Source organism: Paraburkholderia sp., from assembly GCF_050742655.1.
GTDB lineage: Bacteria > Pseudomonadota > Gammaproteobacteria > Burkholderiales > Burkholderiaceae > Paraburkholderia.
This window is the reverse complement of the sequence record NZ_JBOIGG010000009.1, coordinates 147,404-170,468: the sequence shown is the minus strand read 5'-3', so window position 1 is coordinate 170,468 and position 23,065 is coordinate 147,404. Positions and strand designations below refer to the sequence as shown.

General features: G+C 64.0%; 17 protein-coding genes. 13 read left to right on the top strand and 4 right to left on the bottom strand.

Going from position 1 to position 23,065, the window contains the following annotated elements:
• Positions 1–369 precede the first annotated feature (369 nt).
• A complete protein-coding gene (locus tag ACREXZ_RS15060; protein ID WP_431764885.1) occupies positions 370–2,556 on the top strand; it encodes a hypothetical protein in 2,187 nt (728 codons plus the stop codon).
• An 11-nt stretch (positions 2,557–2,567) separates the two neighbouring features.
• Here the strand turns inward: ACREXZ_RS15060 and ACREXZ_RS15055 are convergent, their stop codons facing one another.
• The gene (locus tag ACREXZ_RS15055) at positions 2,568–3,587 is read right to left on the bottom strand and encodes a GlxA family transcriptional regulator (RefSeq protein WP_431764884.1); all 1,020 of its coding nucleotides are present in this window, start codon (positions 3,585–3,587) and stop codon (positions 2,568–2,570) included.
• A gap of 500 nt (positions 3,588–4,087) precedes the next feature.
• On the opposite strand from ACREXZ_RS15055, the gene ACREXZ_RS15050 reads away from it, so the two are divergent.
• From ACREXZ_RS15050 to ACREXZ_RS14995, 12 genes are all read left to right on the top strand, one after another.
• On the top strand, positions 4,088–5,362 hold the full coding sequence (locus ACREXZ_RS15050; RefSeq protein ID WP_431764883.1) for a serine hydroxymethyltransferase: 1,275 nt from the start codon (positions 4,088–4,090) through the stop codon (positions 5,360–5,362).
• Positions 5,363–5,405: 43 nt separating this feature from the next.
• On the top strand, positions 5,406–6,377 hold the full coding sequence (locus ACREXZ_RS15045; protein ID WP_431764882.1) for a dipeptidase: 972 nt from the start codon (positions 5,406–5,408) through the stop codon (positions 6,375–6,377).
• A 106-nt stretch (positions 6,378–6,483) separates the two neighbouring features.
• Positions 6,484–7,023 carry a DUF5943 domain-containing protein gene (locus tag ACREXZ_RS15040; RefSeq protein ID WP_431764881.1) on the top strand — a complete coding sequence of 180 codons (540 nt, stop codon included), beginning with the start codon at positions 6,484–6,486 and terminating at the stop codon, positions 7,021–7,023.
• Between the two features lie 49 nt (positions 7,024–7,072).
• Positions 7,073–9,136 carry an FAD-dependent oxidoreductase gene (locus ACREXZ_RS15035; protein WP_431764880.1) on the top strand — a complete coding sequence of 688 codons (2,064 nt, stop codon included), beginning with the start codon at positions 7,073–7,075 and terminating at the stop codon, positions 9,134–9,136.
• A 2-nt stretch (positions 9,137–9,138) separates the two neighbouring features.
• Positions 9,139–11,070, top strand: a complete 1,932-nt coding sequence (locus tag ACREXZ_RS15030) for a (Fe-S)-binding protein (protein ID WP_431764879.1) — start codon at positions 9,139–9,141, stop codon at positions 11,068–11,070.
• A gap of 4 nt (positions 11,071–11,074) precedes the next feature.
• Positions 11,075–12,253 carry an electron transfer flavoprotein subunit alpha/FixB family protein gene (locus ACREXZ_RS15025; protein WP_431764878.1) on the top strand — a complete coding sequence of 393 codons (1,179 nt, stop codon included), beginning with the start codon at positions 11,075–11,077 and terminating at the stop codon, positions 12,251–12,253.
• Positions 12,250–13,032 carry an electron transfer flavoprotein subunit beta/FixA family protein gene (locus ACREXZ_RS15020; RefSeq protein ID WP_431764877.1) on the top strand — a complete coding sequence of 261 codons (783 nt, stop codon included), beginning with the start codon at positions 12,250–12,252 and terminating at the stop codon, positions 13,030–13,032. Before ACREXZ_RS15025 ends, ACREXZ_RS15020 begins: the two co-directional genes overlap by 4 nt.
• A 44-nt stretch (positions 13,033–13,076) precedes the next feature.
• The gene (locus tag ACREXZ_RS15015) at positions 13,077–14,360 is read left to right on the top strand and encodes an aromatic ring-hydroxylating oxygenase subunit alpha (protein ID WP_431764876.1); all 1,284 of its coding nucleotides are present in this window, start codon (positions 13,077–13,079) and stop codon (positions 14,358–14,360) included.
• A gap of 71 nt (positions 14,361–14,431) precedes the next feature.
• Positions 14,432–15,586, top strand: coding sequence for an FAD-binding oxidoreductase (locus ACREXZ_RS15010; RefSeq protein WP_431764875.1), 1,155 nt, complete (start codon positions 14,432–14,434; stop codon positions 15,584–15,586).
• Positions 15,587–15,715: 129 nt separating this feature from the next.
• Positions 15,716–16,591: a glycine betaine ABC transporter substrate-binding protein gene (locus tag ACREXZ_RS15005; RefSeq protein ID WP_431764874.1), complete on the top strand. Its 876-nt coding sequence runs from the start codon at positions 15,716–15,718 to the stop codon at positions 16,589–16,591.
• Positions 16,592–16,692: 101 nt separating this feature from the next.
• Positions 16,693–18,351 carry an APC family permease gene (locus ACREXZ_RS15000; protein ID WP_431764873.1) on the top strand — a complete coding sequence of 553 codons (1,659 nt, stop codon included), beginning with the start codon at positions 16,693–16,695 and terminating at the stop codon, positions 18,349–18,351.
• 505 nt (positions 18,352–18,856) lie between these two features.
• Entirely contained in the window at positions 18,857–19,843 is a 987-nt protein-coding gene (locus tag ACREXZ_RS14995; RefSeq protein WP_431764872.1) for a hypothetical protein, read from the top strand.
• 157 nt (positions 19,844–20,000) lie between these two features.
• On the opposite strand, the gene purU is transcribed toward ACREXZ_RS14995, so the two are convergent.
• The 3 genes from purU to ACREXZ_RS14980 form a co-directional block, all read right to left on the bottom strand.
• Positions 20,001–20,888, bottom strand: a complete 888-nt coding sequence (gene purU / locus ACREXZ_RS14990) for a formyltetrahydrofolate deformylase (RefSeq protein ID WP_431764871.1) — start codon at positions 20,886–20,888, stop codon at positions 20,001–20,003.
• 162 nt (positions 20,889–21,050) lie between these two features.
• Entirely contained in the window at positions 21,051–22,265 is a 1,215-nt protein-coding gene (locus ACREXZ_RS14985) for a DUF3734 domain-containing protein (protein WP_431764870.1), read from the bottom strand.
• Positions 22,262–23,047 carry a 3-hydroxybutyrate dehydrogenase gene (locus tag ACREXZ_RS14980; RefSeq protein WP_431764869.1) on the bottom strand — a complete coding sequence of 262 codons (786 nt, stop codon included), beginning with the start codon at positions 23,045–23,047 and terminating at the stop codon, positions 22,262–22,264. Before ACREXZ_RS14980 ends, ACREXZ_RS14985 begins: the two co-directional genes overlap by 4 nt.
• Positions 23,048–23,065 lie beyond the last annotated feature (18 nt).

Sequence of the window (23,065 nt, the reverse complement as noted above, 5' to 3'; positions counted from 1 at the left end):
TCTTGCGACAGCAGTTGTTTTTCTATGATGCCAATGGATATCGGTCGTATTGCCCGGGCATATCTTCCGTGTGGAACGATTGACCGCGTATCGATCAATGCTAAAGGGTCTGACGAACATAAATTGCGAACTTGCCGGTGTATCGGAGGCATCGAATATTTTCGAAATTCTTTTCGTACTCGCTGAACCGGATTTAACGGTTAGTGTAAAGCGGCGTGAACTGCGCGAGGCAAACCGCTGTTACCTCGGCCTTTCATATCTCTAACCGCAATCTTTTACGCCACTCCGGAAATCTTTCCATTGCGCGTATTCCCGTCCACGCGACGTCGACCGCGAAACGGACCCATAACCTTTGACTGGAGGAAAATCGTGTCCCGTCTCACGCTCGCCGGAATGCTCTGCGTTCTTGCCTGTATGGCAACCGCCGCCACGTCTGCCGAAACGGCGCTGAACGTACAGACCTCGTGGATCGGCAACACCTTTGGTTTCGGCGACGGCACCTGGACGCAAAACAACATCACTGCGCTCGCGGTGGCTGCCGACGGCACGGTCTATACGAACGCGCCGTGGGACGAGAGCGGGGCGGAAGCGAGCGTCTACAAGGACGGCAAGGTGCTCGGCTTCGCGGGCGGCACGCATGGCTGGGGCAACGGCGGCGGCAATGCGATTGCGCTCAATCGCCGTTACGCGTTCATCGCGGTGTCGGTCAATAACGAGCGGGGCCATCTGGTTGGACAGGGCATCTGGCCGGAGAAAGGGCATCAATGGTTCGGCGTGTCGCGGCGCGAGATCGCCGATACGAAACGCAGCGCGCCATTCGAGCCGCCGGCGAATGCCACCGATCCGCGGGCGCGGCTCGCCGCGAGTTTTCTGATGGTGAACGACGAGCCGGACGGCACGCGTGCGGAGGTCAGCGGTCTCGCAGCGACCGATACGCTGCTATATGTATCGAATCCTGCGCAGGAACGCATCGAGGTTTACGACGCGCAATCGATGCTGCGCAAGACGACATGGGCCGTTCACGAGCCGGGGCGGATTGCGCTTGCCCCCGACGGCACGCTATGGGTGCTCACCGACACGCGCAGTGCCCGTGTGCCGCACGTTGCGCACTACACGTCGAACGGGCAGCGTCTCGACGATACCTTGCCGCTGCCGTCCGATACCGTCGCGACCGACGTCGCGGTCGATCCGCAAGGGCGCGTGCTGATCGCCGATAACGGGCCGCGCCAGCAGGTGCTGTTCTTCACCAGGACGAATGGTGGTTACGTGGCCTCAGGTACGTTAGGCGAGCGCGGCGGCATCTTTGCCGGCATGCCAGGCCGGCCGGGACCGCAACGCTTCAACGGGTTGACCGGGGTTGGCGTCGACGCGCGCGGCAATGTCTATGTGTCGACCAACGGCATCGGACCGCGCGACGACTCAGCCGGCGCGACGATGGGCGCGACGCTCGCCAGCTATGCGCCCGATGGCCGTCAGCGCTGGCAGGTGCAGGGGCTGCTGTTCGTCGACGGCGCATGGATGGACCCGTCGCGACCGGACAGCGTCTACACCGGCAACAAGCGCTTCACGCTCGATCTGTCGAAACCGGCCGGACAGCAGTGGACGTACGCGGGTTTCCTGTCGAACCGCTTCAAGTACCCCGACGATCCCGTCTTCCATACCGACCGCTGGCCACCGGGTTTGCCGATCGCGCGCAGGTTGAAGGGCCGCACGTTCCTGTTCCTGACCGACATGTATGCGGACCATCTGAAGATCTATCGCTTCGATGCGCCGCGCGACGGCGAAGTGGCGATCCCTTCGGGCTTCATCGCGGGCAGTGAGCGGGCGGTGGAGCAGCTACCGAATGCGCCAAAGAGTGGCGACTGGATCTGGCGTGATGCGAACGGCAACGGCAGGTTCGACAGCGACGAATTCACCGTCAATTCGAGCGGCAAGATGCTGGCCGGCGGCTGGGGCTATTGGGTCGACAGTGCCGGCGACATCTGGCGCACGCGCAATTCGGACGGCATCTACCGGCTTCGTTTCGGCGGGCTCGATGCGCGCGGCAATCCGGTCTACGCGTATTCGAACATGACTGCCTATCCGCTGCCGCAGCCATTCACCGACGCGCGCCGGGCGATCTATGAACCCACGACCGACACGCTCTACGTGACGGGCTACACGGCTGAGGCACCGGCCGATCGCAGCTTCTGGAAGGAGGCCGGGCGCGTGCTGGTGCGCTACGACAAATGGTCGACCGGCAAGCCCGTGCAGCGCTACGCGATCACGCTGCCGTGGAATACGACGTCGAAGCCGATTGCGACGATCATCGGCGTGACGGTGGAGGGCAAGTATGTCTTCGCGGTGGAGCCGGTGGGTGCGGTGCATGTCTACGACAAGGGCACCGGTGCGGAAATCGGCGTGATCAGGCCGGGGCCGGAGGTCGGCCGCGCGTCCGGCTGGGTCGATGTGGCGAACGGGGTGAGCGCCTTTCGACGCGCGGATGGCGAGTACCTGGTCTTCGTCGAAGAGGACGCGCGCGCCAAGGTGATCATGTACCGGTGGAGACCGGCGTGATCACGTGGACGTCAGGCCGGCATCAGCCCCACGGGCGCCACCATCCCGGTCAACGCATGCGCAAGCGGCGCGACCTGCTTGCGCCGTTCGCGCGTCGGCGCGGTGCCGAACGCGTCGCGATAGCTCTTGCTGAAATGGCACGCTGACTGAAACCCGCAGGCCATCGTGATGTGCATGATCGACATGTCGGTCTGCAGCAGCAGTTCGCGTGCGCGGCGCAGCCGCAGCGTCAGATAGTAGTGCGTCGGCGTCATGCCGAGATGTTCGCGAAAGAGCCGTTGCAACTGCCGTTGCGACATGTTCGCGAGCCGCGCGAGCTCCTCGCGCGACAGCGGCTCCTCGATGTTGTTCTCCATCAGCGCGATCACCTCGAACAGCGATTTGTTCGCGGAGCCGAGGCGGGCGACGAGCGGCATGCGCTGCTGCGCGCTGGTGTCGCGCACGTGCTCGACGATGAACTGCTCGGCGATCTGCGTGACGCGCGGCGTGCCGACGCGCGCGGCGATCAGGTTCAGCATCATGTCGAGCGGCGCGACGCCGCCGGTGCAGGTGACGCGGTCGCGGTCGATCACGAATAGTTCTTTCAGGAACCGCGTGTCGGGGAATTCTTCCTTCAGCGCCGACATGTTTTCCCAGTGGATCGCGCACGCGTAGCCCGCGAGCAGTCCGGACTTCGCGAGCGCATAGGTGCCGGTGCACAGGCTGCCGAGCGCGACGCCCACGCGCGCGAAGCGGCGCAGTGCGGACAGATGGGCCGGCGTGGTTTCGCGCTGCACGTCGATGCCGCCGCAGACAAACACGATGTCGGGCTGACCGATGGAGTCCGCGGCCGCCGTATCGACCGCGAGCCCGTTGCTTGCCGACACGAGGCCGCCGTCGGGACTGATGATCGACCAGCGATAAAGCGTCTGTCCGCTCAGATAGTTGGCCATGCGCAGCACTTCGATCGCATTCGTGAACGCGATCATCGTGAAGTTGGGCAGCGGCATGAACGCAAAGTGCGACAGGGACGCGGTGCGGTCGGGGGACATGGGGACGAGCGTTCCTTCGACTGAAGTCTCGATTGTTGCAGCCGACGTGGGGGTGACGGCGGCACTATTCTGAGTTCGAGGGCAACAAGCATGCCATACGGCTAAACCCTGACTACGGTGGGGTCAAGGTCGCGATACCGCACCTCCGAAGTGCGGTGGCGGCACTGTTCGCGGGCGACCGACGCACGGGGGCGGTGCGATCGCGTTGCGCCGCAGCATCGACGCAGCGCCTCGACCGTGAGGTCCTGACCGGTCGTTCCAGACACGCCAGCGGCGATCGTCGGACTTGTCCAAAACGGACCTGGATGTCGGAAAAGGCCAAGAACGCGTCTGAATTCGTAAATTGACACGTTGGGCGGCGGAGAAGAATAGAGCGTCGGCAGCCGGTGCCGGCAGGCCGGTAAAGGGAAGCGGAGCCATCGGGCGCGCGCTTGCCGGGTCTGCCAGGGCGACCCGTGCGGCCCCTGCTTTTCATGACTAACGGATACCCCGGACGCCCCATGTCGAACTCCACTCCCTTTTTCTCGCAGCCCCTCGCGGAGCGCGACGCGCCCGTGCGTTCCGCGTTGCTCAAGGAACTCGAACGGCAGCAGTCGCAGGTCGAGCTGATCGCGTCGGAAAACATCGTGTCGCGCGCGGTGCTTGAAGCGCAGGGCTCGGTGCTGACCAACAAGTACGCGGAAGGCTATCCCGGCAAGCGCTACTACGGCGGCTGCGAATTCGCGGACGAGATCGAGACGCTCGCGATCGATCGCATCAAGCAGCTGTTCGGCGCCGCGTATGCAAACGTGCAGCCGCACTCGGGAGCGCAGGCGAACGGCGCGGTGATGCTCGCGCTGACGAAACCGGGTGACACGGTGCTCGGCATGTCGCTCGACGCGGGCGGTCATCTGACGCACGGCGCGAAGCCCGCGCTGTCCGGCAAGTGGTTCAAAGCCGTGCAGTACGGCGTGAACCGCGACACACTGCTGATCGATTACGACCAGGTCGAAGCGCTTGCGCACGAACACAAACCGACGCTGATCATCGCGGGCTTTTCCGCCTATCCGCGTGCGCTCGACTTCGCGCGTTTCCGCGCGATCGCCGATAGCGTTGGCGCGAAGCTGATGGTCGACATGGCGCACATCGCCGGGATCATCGCGGCCGGCCGCCACGCGAATCCGGTCGAGCACGCGCACGTCGTCACGTCGACCACGCACAAGACGCTGCGGGGCCCACGCGGCGGCTTCGTGCTGACCAACGACGAAGACATCGCGAAGAAGATCAACTCCGCTGTGTTCCCGGGTCTGCAGGGCGGCCCGCTGATGCACGTGATCGCCGGCAAGGCAGTCGCGTTCGGCGAAGCGCTGCAGGACAATTTCAAGACCTACATCGATGCCGTGCTCGCAAACGCGAAGGCGCTCGGCGAGGTGCTGAAAGCGGGCGGCGTCGATCTCGTGACGGGCGGCACCGACAACCATCTGCTGCTCGTCGATCTGCGGCCGAAGGGGTTGAAGGGCGCGCCGGTCGAGCAGGCGCTCGAACGCGCAGGCATCACGTGCAACAAGAACGGCATTCCGTTCGACACCGAGAAGCCGACGGTTACGTCGGGCATTCGTCTCGGTACGCCGGCGGGCACGACGCGCGGCTTCGGCACCGCGGAATTCCGCGAGGTGGGCCGGCTTATCCTCGAAGTGTTCGACGCGCTGCGTGAACACCCGGAAGGCAACGCGGCAACCGAACAGCGTGTGCGCCGCGAGATTTTCGCGCTGTGCGAGCGCTTCCCGATTTACTGATACCTATATCGACGCGCACCACACGCATACGGAGCCCCACATCATGAGCAATCTGCACGAAAACAGCATCATCATCGACGGCCTGAACATCTCGAAGTTCGACCGCTCGGTGTTCGAGGACATGCGCAAGGGCGGGGTCACCGCCACGAACTGCACGGTATCGGTCTGGGAGAGCTTTCCGAAAACCGTCGACAACATCGCGTTGATCAAGCAGCAGATCCGCGAGAACAGCGAACTGCTGACGCTCGTGCGCACGACCGACGACATCCTGCGTGCCAAGAAAGAAGGCCGCACCGGCGTGATTCTCGGCTTCCAGAATGCGCACGCGTTCGAAGACAACCTCGGCTATATCGAAGCATTCGCCGACATGGGCGTGCGCATCGTGCAGCTCTGCTACAACACGCAGAACCTCGTCGGCACCGGCTGCTACGAGCGCGACGGTGGCCTGTCGGGCTTCGGTCGCGAAGTGATCACCGAGATGAACCGCGTCGGCATCATGGTCGATCTGTCGCACGTCGGCGGTAACACGTCGTCGGAAGCGATCGCATTCTCGAAGAAACCGGTGTGCTATTCGCACTGCCTGCCGTCCGGTCTCAAGGAGCATCCGCGCAACAAGTCGGATGAGCAACTGAAGGAAATCGCGGACGCGGGCGGTTTCGTCGGCGTGACGATGTTCGCGCCGTTCCTGAAGCGCGGCATCGATGCGACCGTCGAGGACTACATCGAGGCGATCGACTACGTCGTGAACCTGATCGGCGAGGACACCGTCGGTATTGGCAGCGATTTCACGCAGGGCTATACGGTCGATTTCTTCGACTGGATCACGCACGACAAGGGCCGTTATCGCCGCCTGACCAACTTCGGCAAGGTCGTGAATCCGGAAGGCATCCGTACGATCGGCGAGTTTCCGAACCTGACGGCCGCGATGGAACGTGCGGGCTGGAGCGAGACGCGCATCCGCAAGATCATGGGTGAGAACTGGGTGCGCGTGTTCAAGGATGTGTGGGGCGCCTGAGAGAACCTGTTCAACATAAAAGAAGCACGACGACGGGTGCCGCTGCGAGCACCCGCGTCAAGACAGCACCGTCACGAATCTGCTTACCCCACGGAGTCACCCCGCGATGCAACCGCAACTGCCGATCGACGTCGATCCCAACACCGGCGTATGGACTACCGACGCGCTGCCGATGCTGTACGTGCCGCGTCATTTCTTCACCAACAACCACACGGCAGTCGAAGAAGCGCTGGGTCGCGACACCTACGCCGAGATCCTCTACAAGGCCGGCTACAAATCGGCGTACCACTGGTGCGACAAGGAAGCGAAGCAGCACGGCATCGCCGGGATGGCGGTGTTCGAACATTATCTGAACCGTCTGTCGCAGCGCGGCTGGGGCCTGTTCTCGATTATCGAAGCGGACCCGGCGCGTGCGCATGCCCGCATCGAACTGCGCAACTCATCGTTCGTGCTCGCACAGCCGGGCAAGAGCGGCAAGCTTTGCTACATGTTCGCGGGCTGGTTTGCCGGCGCGATGGACTGGGTCAATGACACCAGCGACACGGCCGGCACAGGTAAGGCTGCACCGCGTTCGCAGTCGAAGGAAGTGCAGTGCGCGGCCGAAGGTCACGCGCATTGCGTGTTCGAAGTGTCGCCGCTCGCCTGATCGTCCAGGCCCACGCCGCTTACACCGCCCACGCCCGAGGTCGCCCGCGATGCGTTACCCCAATCTGTTCAAACCCTTGACGCTGAACCAGCTGACGCTGCGCAACCGCATCGTCAGCACCGCGCACGCGGAGGTGTACGCCGAGCCGGGCGGTCTGCCCGGCGACCGCTACATCCGCTACTACGAAGAGAAAGCGAAGGGCGGCGTTGGCCTCGCCATCTGCGGCGGGTCGAGCCCGGTATCGATCGACAGTCCGCAGGGCTGGTGGAAATCGGTGAACCTGTCGACCGACAAGATCGTCGATCCGCTCGCACGCCTCGCCGAAGCGATGCATCGTCACGGCGCGAAGATCATGATTCAGGCGACCCACATGGGCCGTCGTTCAGCGTTTCACGGCGAGCACTGGCCGCATCTGATGACGCCGTCGGGTGTGCGCGAGCCGGTGCACCGCGGCAACGCGAAGATCATCGAGGTCGAGGAAATCCGCCGCATCATCGATGATTTCGCGGCGGCTGCGAAGCGCGTGAAACAGGCGGGCATGGACGGCATCGAAATCTCGGCGGCGCACCAGCATCTGATCGATCAGTTCTGGAGCCCGCGCACCAACTTTCGTACCGACGAATGGGGCGGGTCGTTGGAGAACCGGCTGCGCTTCGGCACCGAAGTGTTGAAGGCCGTGCGCGAAGCGGTCGGCGCGGACTTCTGTATCGGCCTGCGGATGTGCGGCGACGAATTCCACGAAGACGGTCTCGATCACGAGCAGTTGAAGGAGATCGCCCAGGCGATGTCCGAAACCGGGTTGATCGACTACGTCGGCGTGATCGGCTCCGGCGCGGACACGCACAACACGCTCGCGAACTGCATGCCGCCGATGGCGCTGCCGCCCGAGCCGTTCGTGCATCTCGCGGCCGGCATCAAGTCGGTCGTGAAGCTGCCGGTGATGCACGCGCAGAGCATCCGCGACGCGGGCCAAGCCGAGCGCTTGCTCGCGAACGGCATGGTCGATCTGGTCGGCATGACGCGTGCACAGATCGCCGATCCGCACATGGTGATCAAGATTCGCGACGGTCGCGAAGACGAGATCAAGCAGTGCGTCGGCGCGAACTATTGCATCGACCGCCAGTACAACGGCCTCGACGTGCTGTGCGTGCAGAACGCGGCGACGTCGCGCGAGGCGACGATGCCGCACGTGATCGAGAAAACGCGCGGGCCGCGCCGCAAGGTGGTCGTGGTCGGCGCCGGGCCTGCAGGGCTCGAGGCGGCGCGCGTCGCGCGTTCGCGCGGTCACGACGTCGTGCTGTTCGAGAAAAACGATGCGGTTGGCGGACAGATCATGCTGGCCGCGAAGGCGCCGCAGCGCGAGCAGATGGCCGGCATCGTCCGCTGGTTCGACATGGAGACGAAGCGGCTTGGTGTGGACCGGCGCCTCGGCGTCGCCGCGGACGACAGGATGATCATGGCCGAGAAGCCGGACATCGTCGTGCTCGCGACCGGCGGTTCGAGCTTCACGCAGCAGGTGCCCGCATGGGGCGTCGACGAAGGGCTCGCGGTCAGTTCGTGGGACATCCTCGCGGGGCGCGTCGAGCCGAAGCAGAACGTGCTCGTCTATGACGGCGTGAGCACGCATGCGGGCGCGGGCGTCGCCGATTTCATCGCGAGCCGCGGCTCGAAGGTCGAGATTGTCACGCCCGACGTGAAGATCGCCGACGACGTCGGCGGCACGACGTTCCCGATCTTCTACCGGCGGCTGTACGCGCTCGGCGTGATCCATACGCCGAACTACTGGCTCGATCGCGTGTACGAGGAAGACGGCAAGAAGATCGCGGTGCTGCGCAACGAGTACACCGAAGAGCTCGAGGAGCGCGCGGTCGATCAGGTCGTGATCGAGAACGGCAGTACGCCGAACGACGCGCTGTACTGGAAGCTCAAGCCGGAATCGGTGAACCGCGGCCAGGTCGACGTGCACAAGCTGTTTGCTTCTGAGCCGCAGCCATCGCTGTCGGAAGAACTGGGCAACGGGCGCTTCCTGCTGTTCCGCGTCGGCGACTGCATCTCGATGCACAACATCCACGGCGCGATCTACGACGCGCTGCGTCTCTGCAAGGATTTCTGACGATGAGCCCGGCGTTTCTCATCACCGTATTGCTGTGGCTCTCGGTCGCCGGCCTCGCGTTCGCGGTCGCGAAGCGCGCGTCGTACTGGCGCCTCGGTCGCGCGACGCCGGCTGGCGCGTTCGGCTGGACTCATCTGCTGACCATCCCGAAGCGCTATTTCGTCGATCTGCATCACGTGGTCGCGCGCGATCCGTATATCGCGAAGACGCACGTCGCGACCGCGGGCGGCGCGATCGCTGCGTTCGCGCTGGTGTTTCTGAACTACGGGCTCGCGCTGTATTCGCCGTGGCTCGACCGGCTGATTTTTCTCGCGGCGCTCGTGATGCTGGTCGGCGCGGTGTTCGTCTGGCGTCGCCGGCACGGTACGAAGGCGGTGCCGGCGCGGTTGTCGCGTGGTCCGTGGGACACGCTGCCGTGGCTGCTCGGCTCGTTCGCGCTCGGCCTCGTGCTGTTCGTCGCGGTGCCTGCGGGTGCGATGTCCGGCGCGCTGGCGGTGGTGTTCGCGCTGCTGATCGCAGCTGGGGCGTTCGCGATGACGATGGGCGCGGCACGCGGCGGTCCGATGAAGCATGCGCTTGCCGGCCTGCTGCATCTCGCGTTTCATCCGCGGCAGGAGCGTTTTGCTGCGTCGGGTGATGTGCGCACGGCTGGCGCCGCAAACGCCGTCCCGCCGACCGCGCTGAAAACGCCGTCGCTCGAGCAGAGCGAATACGGCGTCGGCAAGCCGGTCGAATTCCGCTGGAACCAGTTGCTCAGTTTCGATGCGTGCGTGCAATGCGGCAAGTGCGAGGCCGCGTGTCCGGCGTTCGCCGCGGGGCAGCCGCTGAATCCGAAGAAGCTGATTCAGGATCTCGTGACGGGAATGGTCGGTGGAACCGATGCCGCGTATGCGGGTAGCCCGACGCCGGGCTTGCCGGTGGGGCAGCACATGGGCGAGCCGGACCGGCCGATCGTGTCGAGCCTGATCGAGGCTGACACGCTGTGGTCGTGCACGACGTGCCGCGCATGTGTGCATGAATGCCCGATGCTGATCGAGCACGTCGACGCGATCGTCGATATGCGCCGCAACCAGACGCTCGTGTTCGGCACGGTGCCGGGCAAGGGCCCTGAAGTGCTCGCGAATCTGCGCGAAACCGGGACGGCGGGCGGCTACGACAAGACTGCTCGCTACGACTGGGCAGTCGACCTGAACGCGCCCGTCGCGCAGCCGGGCAAGCCAGTCGACGTGCTGCTGGTCGCAGGCGAGGGTGCATTCGATATGCGTTACCAGCGCACGCTGCGTGCACTCGTGACGGTTTTGAACAAGGCGGGCGTCGACTACGCGGTGCTGGGCGGCGACGAGACCGACACCGGCGACGTCGCGCGGCGGCTCGGTGATGAAGCGACCTTCCAGCAGCTTGCAAAACAACTGACGGGCACGCTCGCGACGCTGACCTTCAAACGCATCGTCACCGCCGACCCACACGTGATGCACAGCCTGCGCAACGAATACCGGTCGCTTGGGGCGCGTTTCGATGTGCTGCACCACACGACCTTTGTCGCGGAGCTCGTTGCATCCGGCAAGCTCACGCCGAAAGCAGCCGATGCACTGCGCGATCGGCGCGTCACGTATCACGATCCCTGCTATCTGGGCCGCTACAACGGCGAAACCGAAGCACCGCGCAAGCTGCTGAAGTCGATCGGCATTCAGGTCGTCGAGATGGAGCGTCATGGCAAGCGTGGCCGCTGCTGCGGCGGCGGAGGCGGCGCGCCGCTCACCGACATTCCCGGCAAGCAGCGCATTCCGGACATCCGTATCGCGGACGCCCGGGCGATTAATGCGGACATCGTCGCGGTGGGTTGCCCGAACTGCACGGCGATGCTCGAAGGCGTGGTCGGTCCGCGCCCCGAAGTGCTCGACGTGGCCGAACTCGTGGCCGCGGCGCTGGAGTGAAGCGATGAACACGACCCCGAAACGTATCGATCCGCGCAGGCCGTACACGATCACCGCGCAGGGCTTGCGGCGGATTACGCTCGGTGCGGTGATCGAGGCCGGTGCGTCGAATGACGACCGCCACGGCTTGCCGCTCGCGCATGGCGCAGCGAAGAAGCCGTTGCGCACGACGCAGCCTGCGCAGCGCACGATCCTCGTCGTGGCGCACAGCGATCGCGGCGCGCTTGACGAACATACACGCCAGACGCTCGCCGCCGCCGCGCTGCTCGCGGATGCGGAAACGCAGGTCGCGCTCGTTGTGCTCGGCGAACTGAAGGACGACGCGGCCGCGCTCGGTGCCGACCGCATCGTCGAGCTGGCTGGTTTCGATCGCCGTGCATTTGCGCCGGAACGCGAACTGCACGCGCTCGCGGCCTGCGTCGCGCAGCTTGCGCCGACGCGCATCCTGATGCCGGACAATGCGACCGGCGACGGCGATCTTGGCCGACGTTACGCGGCCTATGCGGGCGCGAGCGTCGCGACACAGGTGGTCGAGATCGACGGTGCGCATGTCGGTCGCTATGCGCAAGCGAAGCAGGCGTTCGCGACGCGTGCGCTGCCCGATCTCGTGCTGCTCGCAGCGGGTGCGGTCGATCCACGGCTGCCGTTCGTCGGCGCGGGCGAGCGGATCGAACTCGCGCTACCGGCCGAAGCGGGCACCGATGCAACCGGCGTGTGCCGCGATCTCGGCATCGAAGAGATCGACGCCGCACAGGTCGCGCTCGAAGAAGCGGATTTCATCGTGTCGGCGGGTAACGGTGTTGCCGACGTCGCGGCGTTCGAGCGACTCGCGGGCGCGTTCGGCGCAGCGGTCGGTGCGAGCCGCGTCGCGGTCGACAACGGCCTCTTTGCGCGCGACAAGCAGATCGGCGCGACCGGCAAGACCGTCGAGGCGAGCGTCTACATCGCGTTCGGCATTTCCGGCGCGGTCCAGCATCTGCAGGGGATCAAGGACTGCCGTCACGTGATCGCCGTGAATCTCGACGGCAGTGCGCCGATCGTGAAGCGCGCGAACCTGACGATCGTCGGCGATACGCAGGCGACCATTGCCGCGCTGATCGACGAAGTGACGCGTGCGCGGTCCGAGCGTACATCGGCCGCCGACACGCCCGCCGTCACCGTTGCGGAAGGAGTTGCGGCATGAACGGCAAGCTCACAAAGATTGCGGTGCTGGTGTCGGTGGGCCGTCATCCGGTCAGCGGGGTCGCACGCTATAGCCGCAACGACGCGGCCGCGCTCGAAACCGGTCTCGCGCTCGCGCACCAGCACGGCGCGCTGCTCGACGTGCTGCATGCGGGCGATCCGTCGAATCCGGCGTTGCGCGACTATCTGGCGCTCGGTGCCGTACGCGTCGAAGTGTTGCCGTGCGACGAGCGCGACGACGCGACAGCGGCGCTTGCGAAGCGTGTGCAGGGCTACGACCTGGTGCTGACCGGCACCTGCGCGGAAGGTGCATTCGACAGCGGCATGCTGCCGTACCAGATCGCCGATGCGCTCGGTTATCCGCTCGTCGGCGCTGCGGTCGACGCGATCGTCGAGTCGGGCCACGTAACGGTGCGGCAATTCCTGCCGAAGGGCGTGCGCCGCCGCGTGCAGGCGCCGTTGCCGGCGGTGGTTGCAGTGCATCCGCTTGCGCCCACGCAGCCGCGCTATGCGTACGCACGCCTGCGCGCGGGCTCGGTCGATGCAGCCACGGCCGCGACGCCAGCAACCAACACAGAAGCCACGCAATGGAAACTGGCCGCGCCACAACGCAAACCCGTGCGGCTCGCCGCGCCGGAAAAGCGTTCCGGCCATGCGCGGATGACGTCCGCGACGACGACCGAAAGCCGCGGCGGAAGCGTCGTAATTGAAGGGACTTCGGTCGAAAAAGCACAAGCGATTCTGGGCTATTTGCGCGAGCATCAGCTCATCGATTACTGATTTTGCGCTACGCACACACTACATTGAGCTTTCCGGAGCACACGATGAAAGTATCGGCAGACATCCGCGCGCTGGTCGATCGGCGCAAGCAGGGCTACAGCCTCGAAGCGCCGTTCTACCTGAGCGAGGAAATTTTCACGCTCGACATGGAAGCGATTTTCCGTCAGCACTGGATCCAGGTTGCGGTCGAACCAGACATCCCCGAGCCGGGCGACTACGTGACGGTCGAACTGGGCCGCGATTCGATCCTGATCGTGCGCGACGACGACATGGACGTGCGCGCGTTCCACAACGTATGCCGCCATCGCGGCGCGCGGCTGTGCAACGAGGACAAGGGCTCGGTCGGCAACATCGTGTGCCCGTATCACAGCTGGACCTACAACCTCAACGGCGAGCTGATGTTCGCCGAGCATATGGGCGAGCAGTTCGATCGCTGCAAGCACAGCCTGAAGAGCGTGCACGTGCAGAACCTGGCCGGGCTGATCTTCATCTGCCTCGCCGACGAGCCGCCTGTCGACTTCGCGACGATGCGCGCCGCGATGGAGCCATACCTGCTGCCGCACGATCTGCCGAACTGCAAGGTTGCCGCGACGATCGACATCATCGAGAAAGGCAACTGGAAGCTCACGATGGAGAACAATCGCGAGTGCTATCACTGCGTCGCGAACCATCCGGAGTTGACCATTTCGCTGTACGAATACGGCTTCGGCTATCAGCCGTCGGCGGCGAACGCCGAAGGGATGGCCGCATTCGAGCGCAACTGCATCGAGCGCGCGGCGCAGTGGGAAGCGATGGACCTGCCGTCGGTCGAAGTGGACCGGCTGTCCGACGTCAGCGGTTTTCGCACGCAGCGTCTGCCGCTCGACCGCAGCGGCGAATCGCAGACGCTCGACGCGAAGGTCGCATCGAAGAAACTGCTCGGCGAATTCCGTCAGGCCGATCTCGGTGGACTGTCGTTCTGGACCCAGCCGAACTCGTGGCATCACTTCATGAGCGATCACATCGTGACGTTCTGCGTGATCCCGCTGTCGGCCGGCGAAACGCTGGTGCGAACGAAATGGCTCGTGCACAAGGACGCGAAGGAAGGAATCGACTACGACGTGAAGAACCTGACCGCCGTGTGGAACGCGACTAACGACCAGGACCGCACACTCGTCGAATATTCGCAGCGCGGCGCGTCGAGCAGCGCGTATGAGCCGGGTCCGTACTCGCCGTACACGGAAGGCCTCGTCGAGAAATTCAGCGACTGGTATGTGCGGCGGGTTGCTGCACAGATCGAGGCGATGTCGACGCGCATGCCGATCATTGAAGTGCATCACGAAGCGTAGCAAGCGTCGACGTAGCGAACACAAGCGAACACAAGCGAACAACTGGCTGCCGAGGGCAGGTGGAGCAAACGATGATGCGGGATGCGGCAACTTTCGAACCCGTTGAGAGCAGGCTGACGAAGCCGCAATTCTGGGCCGCGCTGCCCGAGCGCTGGACCGGCGACGTCGAGGAGACGCTCGTCTGTTGCCAGGTGCGTCAGGAGACGCACGACGTCAAGAGCTTCTTTTTCCGCTCGCCGCAAGGCCGTGCGTTCGTGTTCGAGCCGGGGCAGTTCATCACGCTCGAACTCGACATCGACGGCGAGACGATCAACCGTTGCTATACGATTTCGTCGTCGCCGACGCGGCCGCACACGATTTCGATCACCGTGAAGCGCGTGCCCGGCGGCAAGGTGTCGAACTGGCTGCACGACAACCTGCAGGCGGGTAAATCGGTACGCGTGCTCGGACCGTCCGGCGAATTCACCTGCGCGCGGCATCCGGCGCGCAAGTATCTGTTTCTGTCGGCGGGGTCGGGCATCACGCCGTTGATGTCGATGAGCCGCGCGCATCACGAGTTGAGCGAGGATCGCGACATCGTGTTCGTACACAGCGCTCGCTCGCCCGACGACATCATCTTTTCGCGCGAGCTCGATCTGATCGCGTCGAATCAGAGCAATTTCCGCACGTCGTTCGTCTGCGAGCGCGTCGGGCCGCGTACCAACTGGCATGGCGTGACGGGGTTCCTGACGCTGCCGCTGCTCAAGGCGATTGCGCCAGACTTTCTCGAACGCGAAATTTTCACGTGCGGCCCGGCGCCGTACATGCAGGCGGTGCGCGACCTGCTCGCCGATGGCGGCTTCGACGTCGCGCATTATCACGAGGAAAGCTTCTCGTTCGAGACGCTGACCGCGTCGGCGCCGGAAGTGGTGATCGACACGCCGGCCACCGGCGCCAATGGAGCCGACGCAGCCGACGCAACGCAGGCGTTCGCGGTCAGCTTCACGCGCAGCAATCGCGAGATCACATGCGGTAGCGGCCAGCACGTGCTCGAAGCGGCGCGCCAGGCCGGTGTTCGCTTGCCCGCATCGTGCACGCAGGGGATGTGCGGCACCTGCAAGGTCAAACTCGTGTCCGGGCAGGTCGACATGAAGCACAACGGTGGCATCCGCCAGCGCGAAATCGATCAGGGCATGGTGCTGCTCTGCTGCAGCAAGCCGTTGACGGATCTCGTGGTCGAGAAGTAACACAGCGCAGGCATTCGCGCGATGCACGTCGCATTTCCACAAGCGGGTGTCGCAAAGAATCATCCCTTGTCATTTCTGGCTGGCGATGCTGACTGCTCCACCGCTGCTGCGGCTACAAGGAGATCGACCATGAGAAGCCTCAAAAAGCTCTTGCTGTGCGGCGCATTCGGTGCCGCGCTGATCGCGACGATGGGCGCGAGCGTGACCGCAACCGCGGACACGAAGCCGACGATCAAGATCGGTTATGTGGAAGGATGGGACGACAGCGTCGCGACGGCGAACGTCGCGGCTGGCGTGATCGAAAAGCGTCTCGGTTATCAGGTGCAACTGGTGCCGGTCGCGGCCGGCATCATGTGGCAGGGCGTCGCACGCGGCGACCTCGACGCGACGCTGTCCGCGTGGCTGCCGGTCACGCACGGCGCGTACTGGGATCAGTTCAAGAGCAAGGTGACCGATCTCGGCCCGAACTTCAACGACGCGAAGATCGGCCTGATCGTGCCGGCCGACGTGCCGGAAAAGAGCATCGCCGACCTCGAGGCACACAAGGCGGACTTCGGCGGACGCATCGTCGGGATCGATGCGGGCGCGGGCGTGATGAAGAAAACCGAGGAAGCGATCAAGGCCTACAACCTCGACTATCAGTTGATGCCGAGTTCCGGCAGCGCGATGACCGCGGAACTTGCGCGCTCGATGCATGCCAATAAACCAGTGATCGTGACCGGCTGGGTGCCGCACTGGATGTTCGCGAAGTGGAAGCTGAAGTTCCTCGACGACCCGAAGAAAGTGTTCGGCGAGTCGGAGCACGTCGACAACGTAATCAACCCCGGGCTCGAAACGAAGGCCGCACCCGTGGTTGCATTTCTGAAGAAGTTTCAATGGAAGCCGGGCGAGATCGACAGCGTAATGCTGGCGGCTCAAAGCGGCGAAAAGCCTGCTGCCGCAGCCGACGCGTGGATCGCCGCACACAAGGATCGCGTCGACAGCTGGGTGGCCGGAGCGCAATAGCGTCATCTGCATCATTGACGTTGTAATGCAGCGGGGCGGTTTCCCGCTGCGACGATGCATGCGTTCCAGCCCGGGCACAGGCGCTTACAGGAGGCTCGTGGATGGAACAGGCAAGACTGCGCGCGCGCAGCACTCAGGGTGTCGAACGCGGCACCGCTCATGAAGAAGGCCACACGCTGCAACGCGGCCTCACGTGGAAGGACGCGTTCTGGGTGACGAGCGGCGTGCCAGCCGGCATTCTGTTCACGATAGGCGGTGTGTGCGCGACGATCGGCCAGCCCGCCTGGGCGATCTGGATCGCGGCGATCTCGATGGGACTCATCCAGAGCGCGACCTACGCCGAAATTTCCTCGTTGTTTCCGCACAAATCGGGCGGCGCGTCGGTGTACGGCGCGATGGGCTGGGTGCGCTACGGCAAGCTGATCGCGCCGGTTTCGGTGTGGTGCAACTGGGTCGCGTGGTCGCCGATGCTCGCGCTCGGCACCGGCCTTGCGGCGAACTACGCGCTCACCACGCTGTTCGCTCCCGACGCACTGATCAACACGTGGCATTGGACGTTGCTCGACCTCGGCTTCGTCAAACACGGGCTCACGCTGCGCATCAACGCGACGTTCGTGATCGCGGTTGCGTTCCTTCTCATCACGTTCAAGCTGCAGCACAGCGGCGCCGCGAAGGCGGCGAAGACGCAACGGCTGCTTGGCATCGCGTCGCTTGCGCCGCTGCTGATCGTTGGCATCGTGCCGTTCGTCACCGGCGATGTGCCTGCCGCGCATCTGTGGCCGCTGCTGCCACTTGGACACGATGCGCACGGCACGCTTACCGCGACCGCGTTCGGCTCATGGAACGGCACCGGCGTGACGATGGTGTTCGGCGCGATGTTCATGGCAGGCTGGGCCGCGTACGGTTTCGAAACGGCCGTCTGCTACACGCGCGAATTCCGCGATCCGCGCACCGATACCGTCAAGGCGATCTTCTGGTCGGGCGCGTTGTGCCTCGTCATGATGACGCTCGTGCCGCTTGCGTTTCAGGGCGTGCTCGGCACCGCCGGCATGCTGAATCCGAAGATCGTCGACGGTACGGGTGTCGGTGCCGCGATGGCGCATATGGTCGGCGGCGGGGCGATCGTCGCGAACGTGATCGTGGTGATGCTGATGCTGTCGATCCTGCTGATCGTGATGACGTCGATGATGGGCTCGTCGCGCACGCTGTACCAGGCGTCGGTGGATGGCTGGCTGCCGCGCTACCTGTCGCACGTGAACGAACACGGCGCACCGACGCGCGCAATGTGGACCGATCTCGGCTTCAACCTGATCCTGCTGATGATGTCCGACTACATGACGGTGCTGTCGGTGTCGGGCGTGTGCTACATGATCTTTGTGTTTCTAAACTTGCAGTCGGGCTGGATTCACCGGATGGATCGCCCGAATGCGGACCGGCCGTTCCGCTGTCCGACGTGGCTGCTTGCGGCCGGTGCGGTGTGCGGCTATCTCGATCTTGCGTTTATCGGTGCTGGCGCGGATCTGCAGGGCGAGGGCACGTTACGCAATGGCCTTATCGCGGTGTTGTTGATCGTGCCGGTGTTTTTGTACCGGCATTACTGGCAGGATCGTGGACGTTTTCCCGCGCGGATGACGCAGGACATGACGGTGGAGCCGGGTAGCGGGGCATCGGGTGCGCGACGCCTGTTGCCGTATGGCGCGTTGCTGCTGGCCGTGCTGGTCGTGTGGCTGTCGCATCATCTGGCGAAGCCGTTTTATTGAGCGTGATGCGATGGGAGCCGAAGCACCGGATTCAGCCCGTACCCGTCGGTCGTGAACCGCCGCTCTCAGGATGCGGGCTAGAACTCATTTCGTTCGAGCCATAGCGTGAGCGTTTGCCGACGCCAGGAAACGCTTCGCCTCACAGGCCATGATTTCGCATGGAGCGAGCGGCTTTCATATCCCCTCTGTAGTGTCTACCAGTAAGTCAAAAAACGTTGCTACGATTTTCAGAAAGCATCGGCGAAGCAATGCCGTTAAAAGACGATAGCCGGGACAGAAGGGAATTGGAACGCTCATCCGATGTGCGAGAGGAAATCGGGCAGATAGCCGGCTCAGGCCGGTTGCCGGCCGAACGCGCTCGTGTGTTGACGAGGCGGCGAGTGAGGCATCAATGCGTGCGCTACCTTCGCGCGCGCATCACCGCACCCGACGCCGGGCAATGTCGATCCATCGCAACGGGATAGCCGCGGTCTTTGAGGTAATCGTCCACTTGAGGTCGAACGTCATGTCCAGCATCAACGCAAAGTTGTCACCGCAGCAGTCCGTCCCGACGCTCGCTGAGTCGACGCCAGAGCATGGCGTTTCGAGGCATGTGTCCGATAGATCTCCAGGTTCAACAAGCGGTGGAACCTTGCTCGGCGGTCTTCGCACGCTAGGCAAAACACCGGCTGGCTTGTCGCCGGACACGAGACGCCCTGGGTCTCTTTTCGCGCGCATGCGTCCTGGCGCAGCCCCGCCGTCGCAATCGGTCGCCGCTGCCAGTGAAGTCCATCGCCCTGAGGCACCTAATCTGAGCAAAAGCGACATGCGCCCGGGAGACGTCCTGTTGCTGATCGATGAGTCTGGCAATTCCAACTGGACACATCGGGCGATCGTCATGGGGCAAAAGCTCGCAGGCGCGTCACTGCTGCGCGACAACAGCGGGGATTCGAAGCTGGTCCATTCAGTCATGTGGACAAAAGCGCAAAACAATCCAGGTAACAACGAACCGCAGGGCAAAGGTGAACCAGAAATCGCAGAAGTAAGAGGAGGGAATCGTCTGGTCTCTCAAGGCACGGCTTTACGCCAGGGCCTGTACCGGGTCTATCGACCGACCGACGAGAACGTGGGAGATTGGGCTGCGCAGATTTCGATGATATGGGCGGATAATCGAACCGCGATTCCCTACAACAAACCCGCTTCAGTTCTATCCGTAGTCAGGAACTCGACCTTCGGTTCGAAGGCTGCAGCCCGATCTGAGCGATATGCGGCCGAAGCATTCGATTCCACGCCGGCCTGGGGTGCTGACGGCTCCTTTTGCTCGTCGTTCATCGTTGCTGCTAACCAGGCGGCGGCCCAACAGACTGGACACGCACTTTCGGGCGCAAATCGAGTTGACGCAAAATCCACCTCTGTCCGCACGCTTGAGCATTTTCTAAAAAGTAACTCCGATCAATTTACCGACCTTGGTCATATTCGGATCAAGCCGGAAGACGTCCTGTACCAGGACTAGCCACCAGGCGCACGCGCAAGCGGGAATTTCTCGATGAGATACGTTGCGAAGTACCGTGGTCGAAGCTGATCGAACCGCATTGTCAGAAGGGGCGGACTGGGTGGTCGCGTTTCGATCGAGAGCGGCGCTTGCCTCGCGGGCAGAGGCTTACGCGCAACTACAGCACCACCGTCCGATCCCCATTGATAAACACCCGCCGCTCGACAAACGCCTTCACCGCGCGCGCAAGCGTGATGCATTCGACGTCGCGCCCCACCGCCAGCAACCGCTCCGGTTTATACGAATGATCGACACGCTCGACGACCTGCTCGATGATCGGACCTTCGTCGAGATCGTCGGTGACGAAGTGCGCGGTCGCGCCGATCAGCTTCACGCCGCGCGTATGCGCCTGGTGATACGGGCGTGCGCCCTTGAAGCCGGGCAGGAAAGAATGGTGGATGTTGATCGCGCGGCCGGCTAGCTTCCGGCTCGTTTCGTCGGAGAGAATCTGCATGTAGCGGGCGAGAATCATCAGCTCGGCGCCGGACGATTCGAACAGATCGAGCAGTTGTGCTTCCTGCTGCGCGCGATTGTCCGCGCCGACCGGCAGATGATGAAACGGTAACCCATGCTGCGCGGCCAGCGGCGCGAAGTCCGGATGATTCGACGCGATGCCCACGATGTCCATCTTCAGCTCGCCCATCCGCCAGCGGAACAGCAAGTCCGCGAGGCAATGCTCGAGCTTCGACACGAGGATCAGCACCTTCGGCCGCGCATCGACGTCGTGGATTGCCCACGTCATGCCGAAATCGGCGGCGATCGGGTCGAACTCGCGGCGCAGCGCGTCGATGTCGAGCGGCGGCTGCGCGCTACCTGCGTGGTTAGCGACGCCATGAAAGACACAGCGCACGAAGAAACGCCCACTCAGGTCGTCGTCGAATACGGTCAGTTCGTCGATGTAGCAGTGACGGCGGTCGAGCAACGCGACGACGGCGGCCACCTGGCCGGCGGCGCTCGGGCACGACAGCGTCAATACGAAGGAGTGTGGGAGATCGGTGGCGGGCATGCGGTCCTCGGCTTCACGTGAGAATGCCCGCCTGGGCCGTGCACTAGAGCAGCGCAGACGGGGATCCCGCAGTAAAGCAGCCCAATTTCCCCGTGCATAGAATCGATGCGCCGTGCCGCTGGTACGGGCGCGTCAGCACAGGCTGACGCACCCTGAACAGCCTTATTTACGCCTGTGCACGTCGTGAGTCACGAAGCCCGCATCGTTCTGCGGCAGCGCAAGCGCATCCGGCACCGCGAGCGTGCGGCGGATGTCGTCGAGACCGGCAGCCCAGTGGTCGCGCATCGTCGACACACCAAACTGATAGTCCTTGTAATGCTGCTCGTAGTTTTTCCGCTGATAGATCAGATGCTGGACGTTGTAGCGCTTGCTCGACGACAGCGCCTCGGCTTCCTTGCACCACGGACTGTTGTGGCGCTGTTCCTCGGGCACCTGTTCGAGCACGTGACGCAGCAGGTTGCGGTAGCGCTGGTCGCGCTGCAGCATGTCGGTGACGAAACGTGTGCGGCTCGAATACTGGACGTCCTTCGTGCGCTCGGCGATGCCCGCCATCGTTTCGGGCACCGGTCCGCGCGCGCTCCACAGATCGACCTGGAACGCGAGCGTGTCGCGGCGCGGTGAGCTGCGCAGTACTTCCATCAGCGGCGTATTCGACACGACGCCGCCGTCCCAGAAGAACTCGCCGTCGATCTCGACCGGCGCGAACGCGGGCGGCAACGCGCCCGACGCCATGAAGTGCTCGGGACGCAGTTCGATCCGCGTGTTGTCGAAGTAGACGAAGTTGCCCGTGCCGACGTTCACCGCGCCGACCGACACGCGCGTTTCGCCCGAATTGATCCGGTCGAAATCGCATAGCTCGAGCAGCGTGGCGCGCAGCGGCGACGTGTCGTACCAGCTGACCTTGCCGGGCTCCGCCGGCAGCGAACCGATCGGCGGCGGAAAGCGCGGCACGAAGAAGCCCTTTTGCCCCTGCATGATCGCGCTTGTTGCCTGCGACGCGGTGAACAGCGAGCGCAGCGATTCGTGGCTGTTGAACAGCGCGAACTCGAATGCGGCGGGCAGCGCCGGAAAGAACGCCGGCTGGCAGATCGTTTCCCAGAACTCGCGCAGCCGGGCGACGCGTCGCTCGGGCGGATTGCCGGCGATCAGCGCGGTGTTCAGCGCGCCGATCGAGATGCCGGCGATCCAGTCGAGCGCGATGTCGGCTTCGTGCAGGCCTTCGAATACGCCGGCCTGATACGCGCCAAGCGCGCCGCCGCCCTGCAGCACGAGGGCGACGGTCTCGTAGGGCAGCGCGCGCACCGGGGACGCGCCGACCTCGTTGTGCAGGTCGGTCGGATCGACGGCCTGCTTTTCGGTGCGAGCGCGTGGCTTCATTGCATGTACCAGCCGTGGCTGACCACGAACGATTGACCCGTGAGCGCGGCGCTCGGGAACGACGACAGGAACAGCACGGTTTGAGCGACGTCCTCGACGGTCGTGAACACGCCGTCGACGGTGTCGCCGAGCATGACGTTCTTCACGACATCTGCTTCGCTGATGCCGAGTTCCTTCGCCTGCTCGGGGATCTGCTTGTCGACGAGCGGCGTGCGCACGAAGCCCGGACACACGACGTGCGAACGCACGTTGTGCTTTGCGCCTTCTTTCGCGAGCACGCGGGCGAGGCCGAGCAGACCGTGCTTGGCCGTCACGTAGGCCGACTTCAGCGGCGACGCTTCATGCGAATGCACCGAACCCATATAGATCACGACGCCGCCCTGATCGCCCTTGTACATGTACTTGAGCGCGGCTTTCGTGGTGAGGAACGCGCCGTCGACGTGGATCGCCTGCATCTTCTTCCAGTCGGAGAACGAGTAGTTCTCGATCGGGTTGACGATCTGGATGCCCGCGTTCGACACGAGGATGTCGATCGTGCCGAATTCGGCGGCAACCTTGTCGATGCCGGTGTTCACGGCTTCTTCGCTGGTCACGTCCATCGCGATGCCGATGGCCTTGCCGCCGGCCGCCTTGATCTCGTTCGCAACGACGTTTGCGCCGTCCTGGTTCAGATCGGCGATCGCGATCACCGCGCCGGCTTTCGCGAGCGTCAGGGCGATTTCCTTGCCGATGCCGCTCGCGGCGCCGGTGACGACTGCCACTTTTCCGTTCAGATTGCTCATGACTGGGTTCCTTTTTTC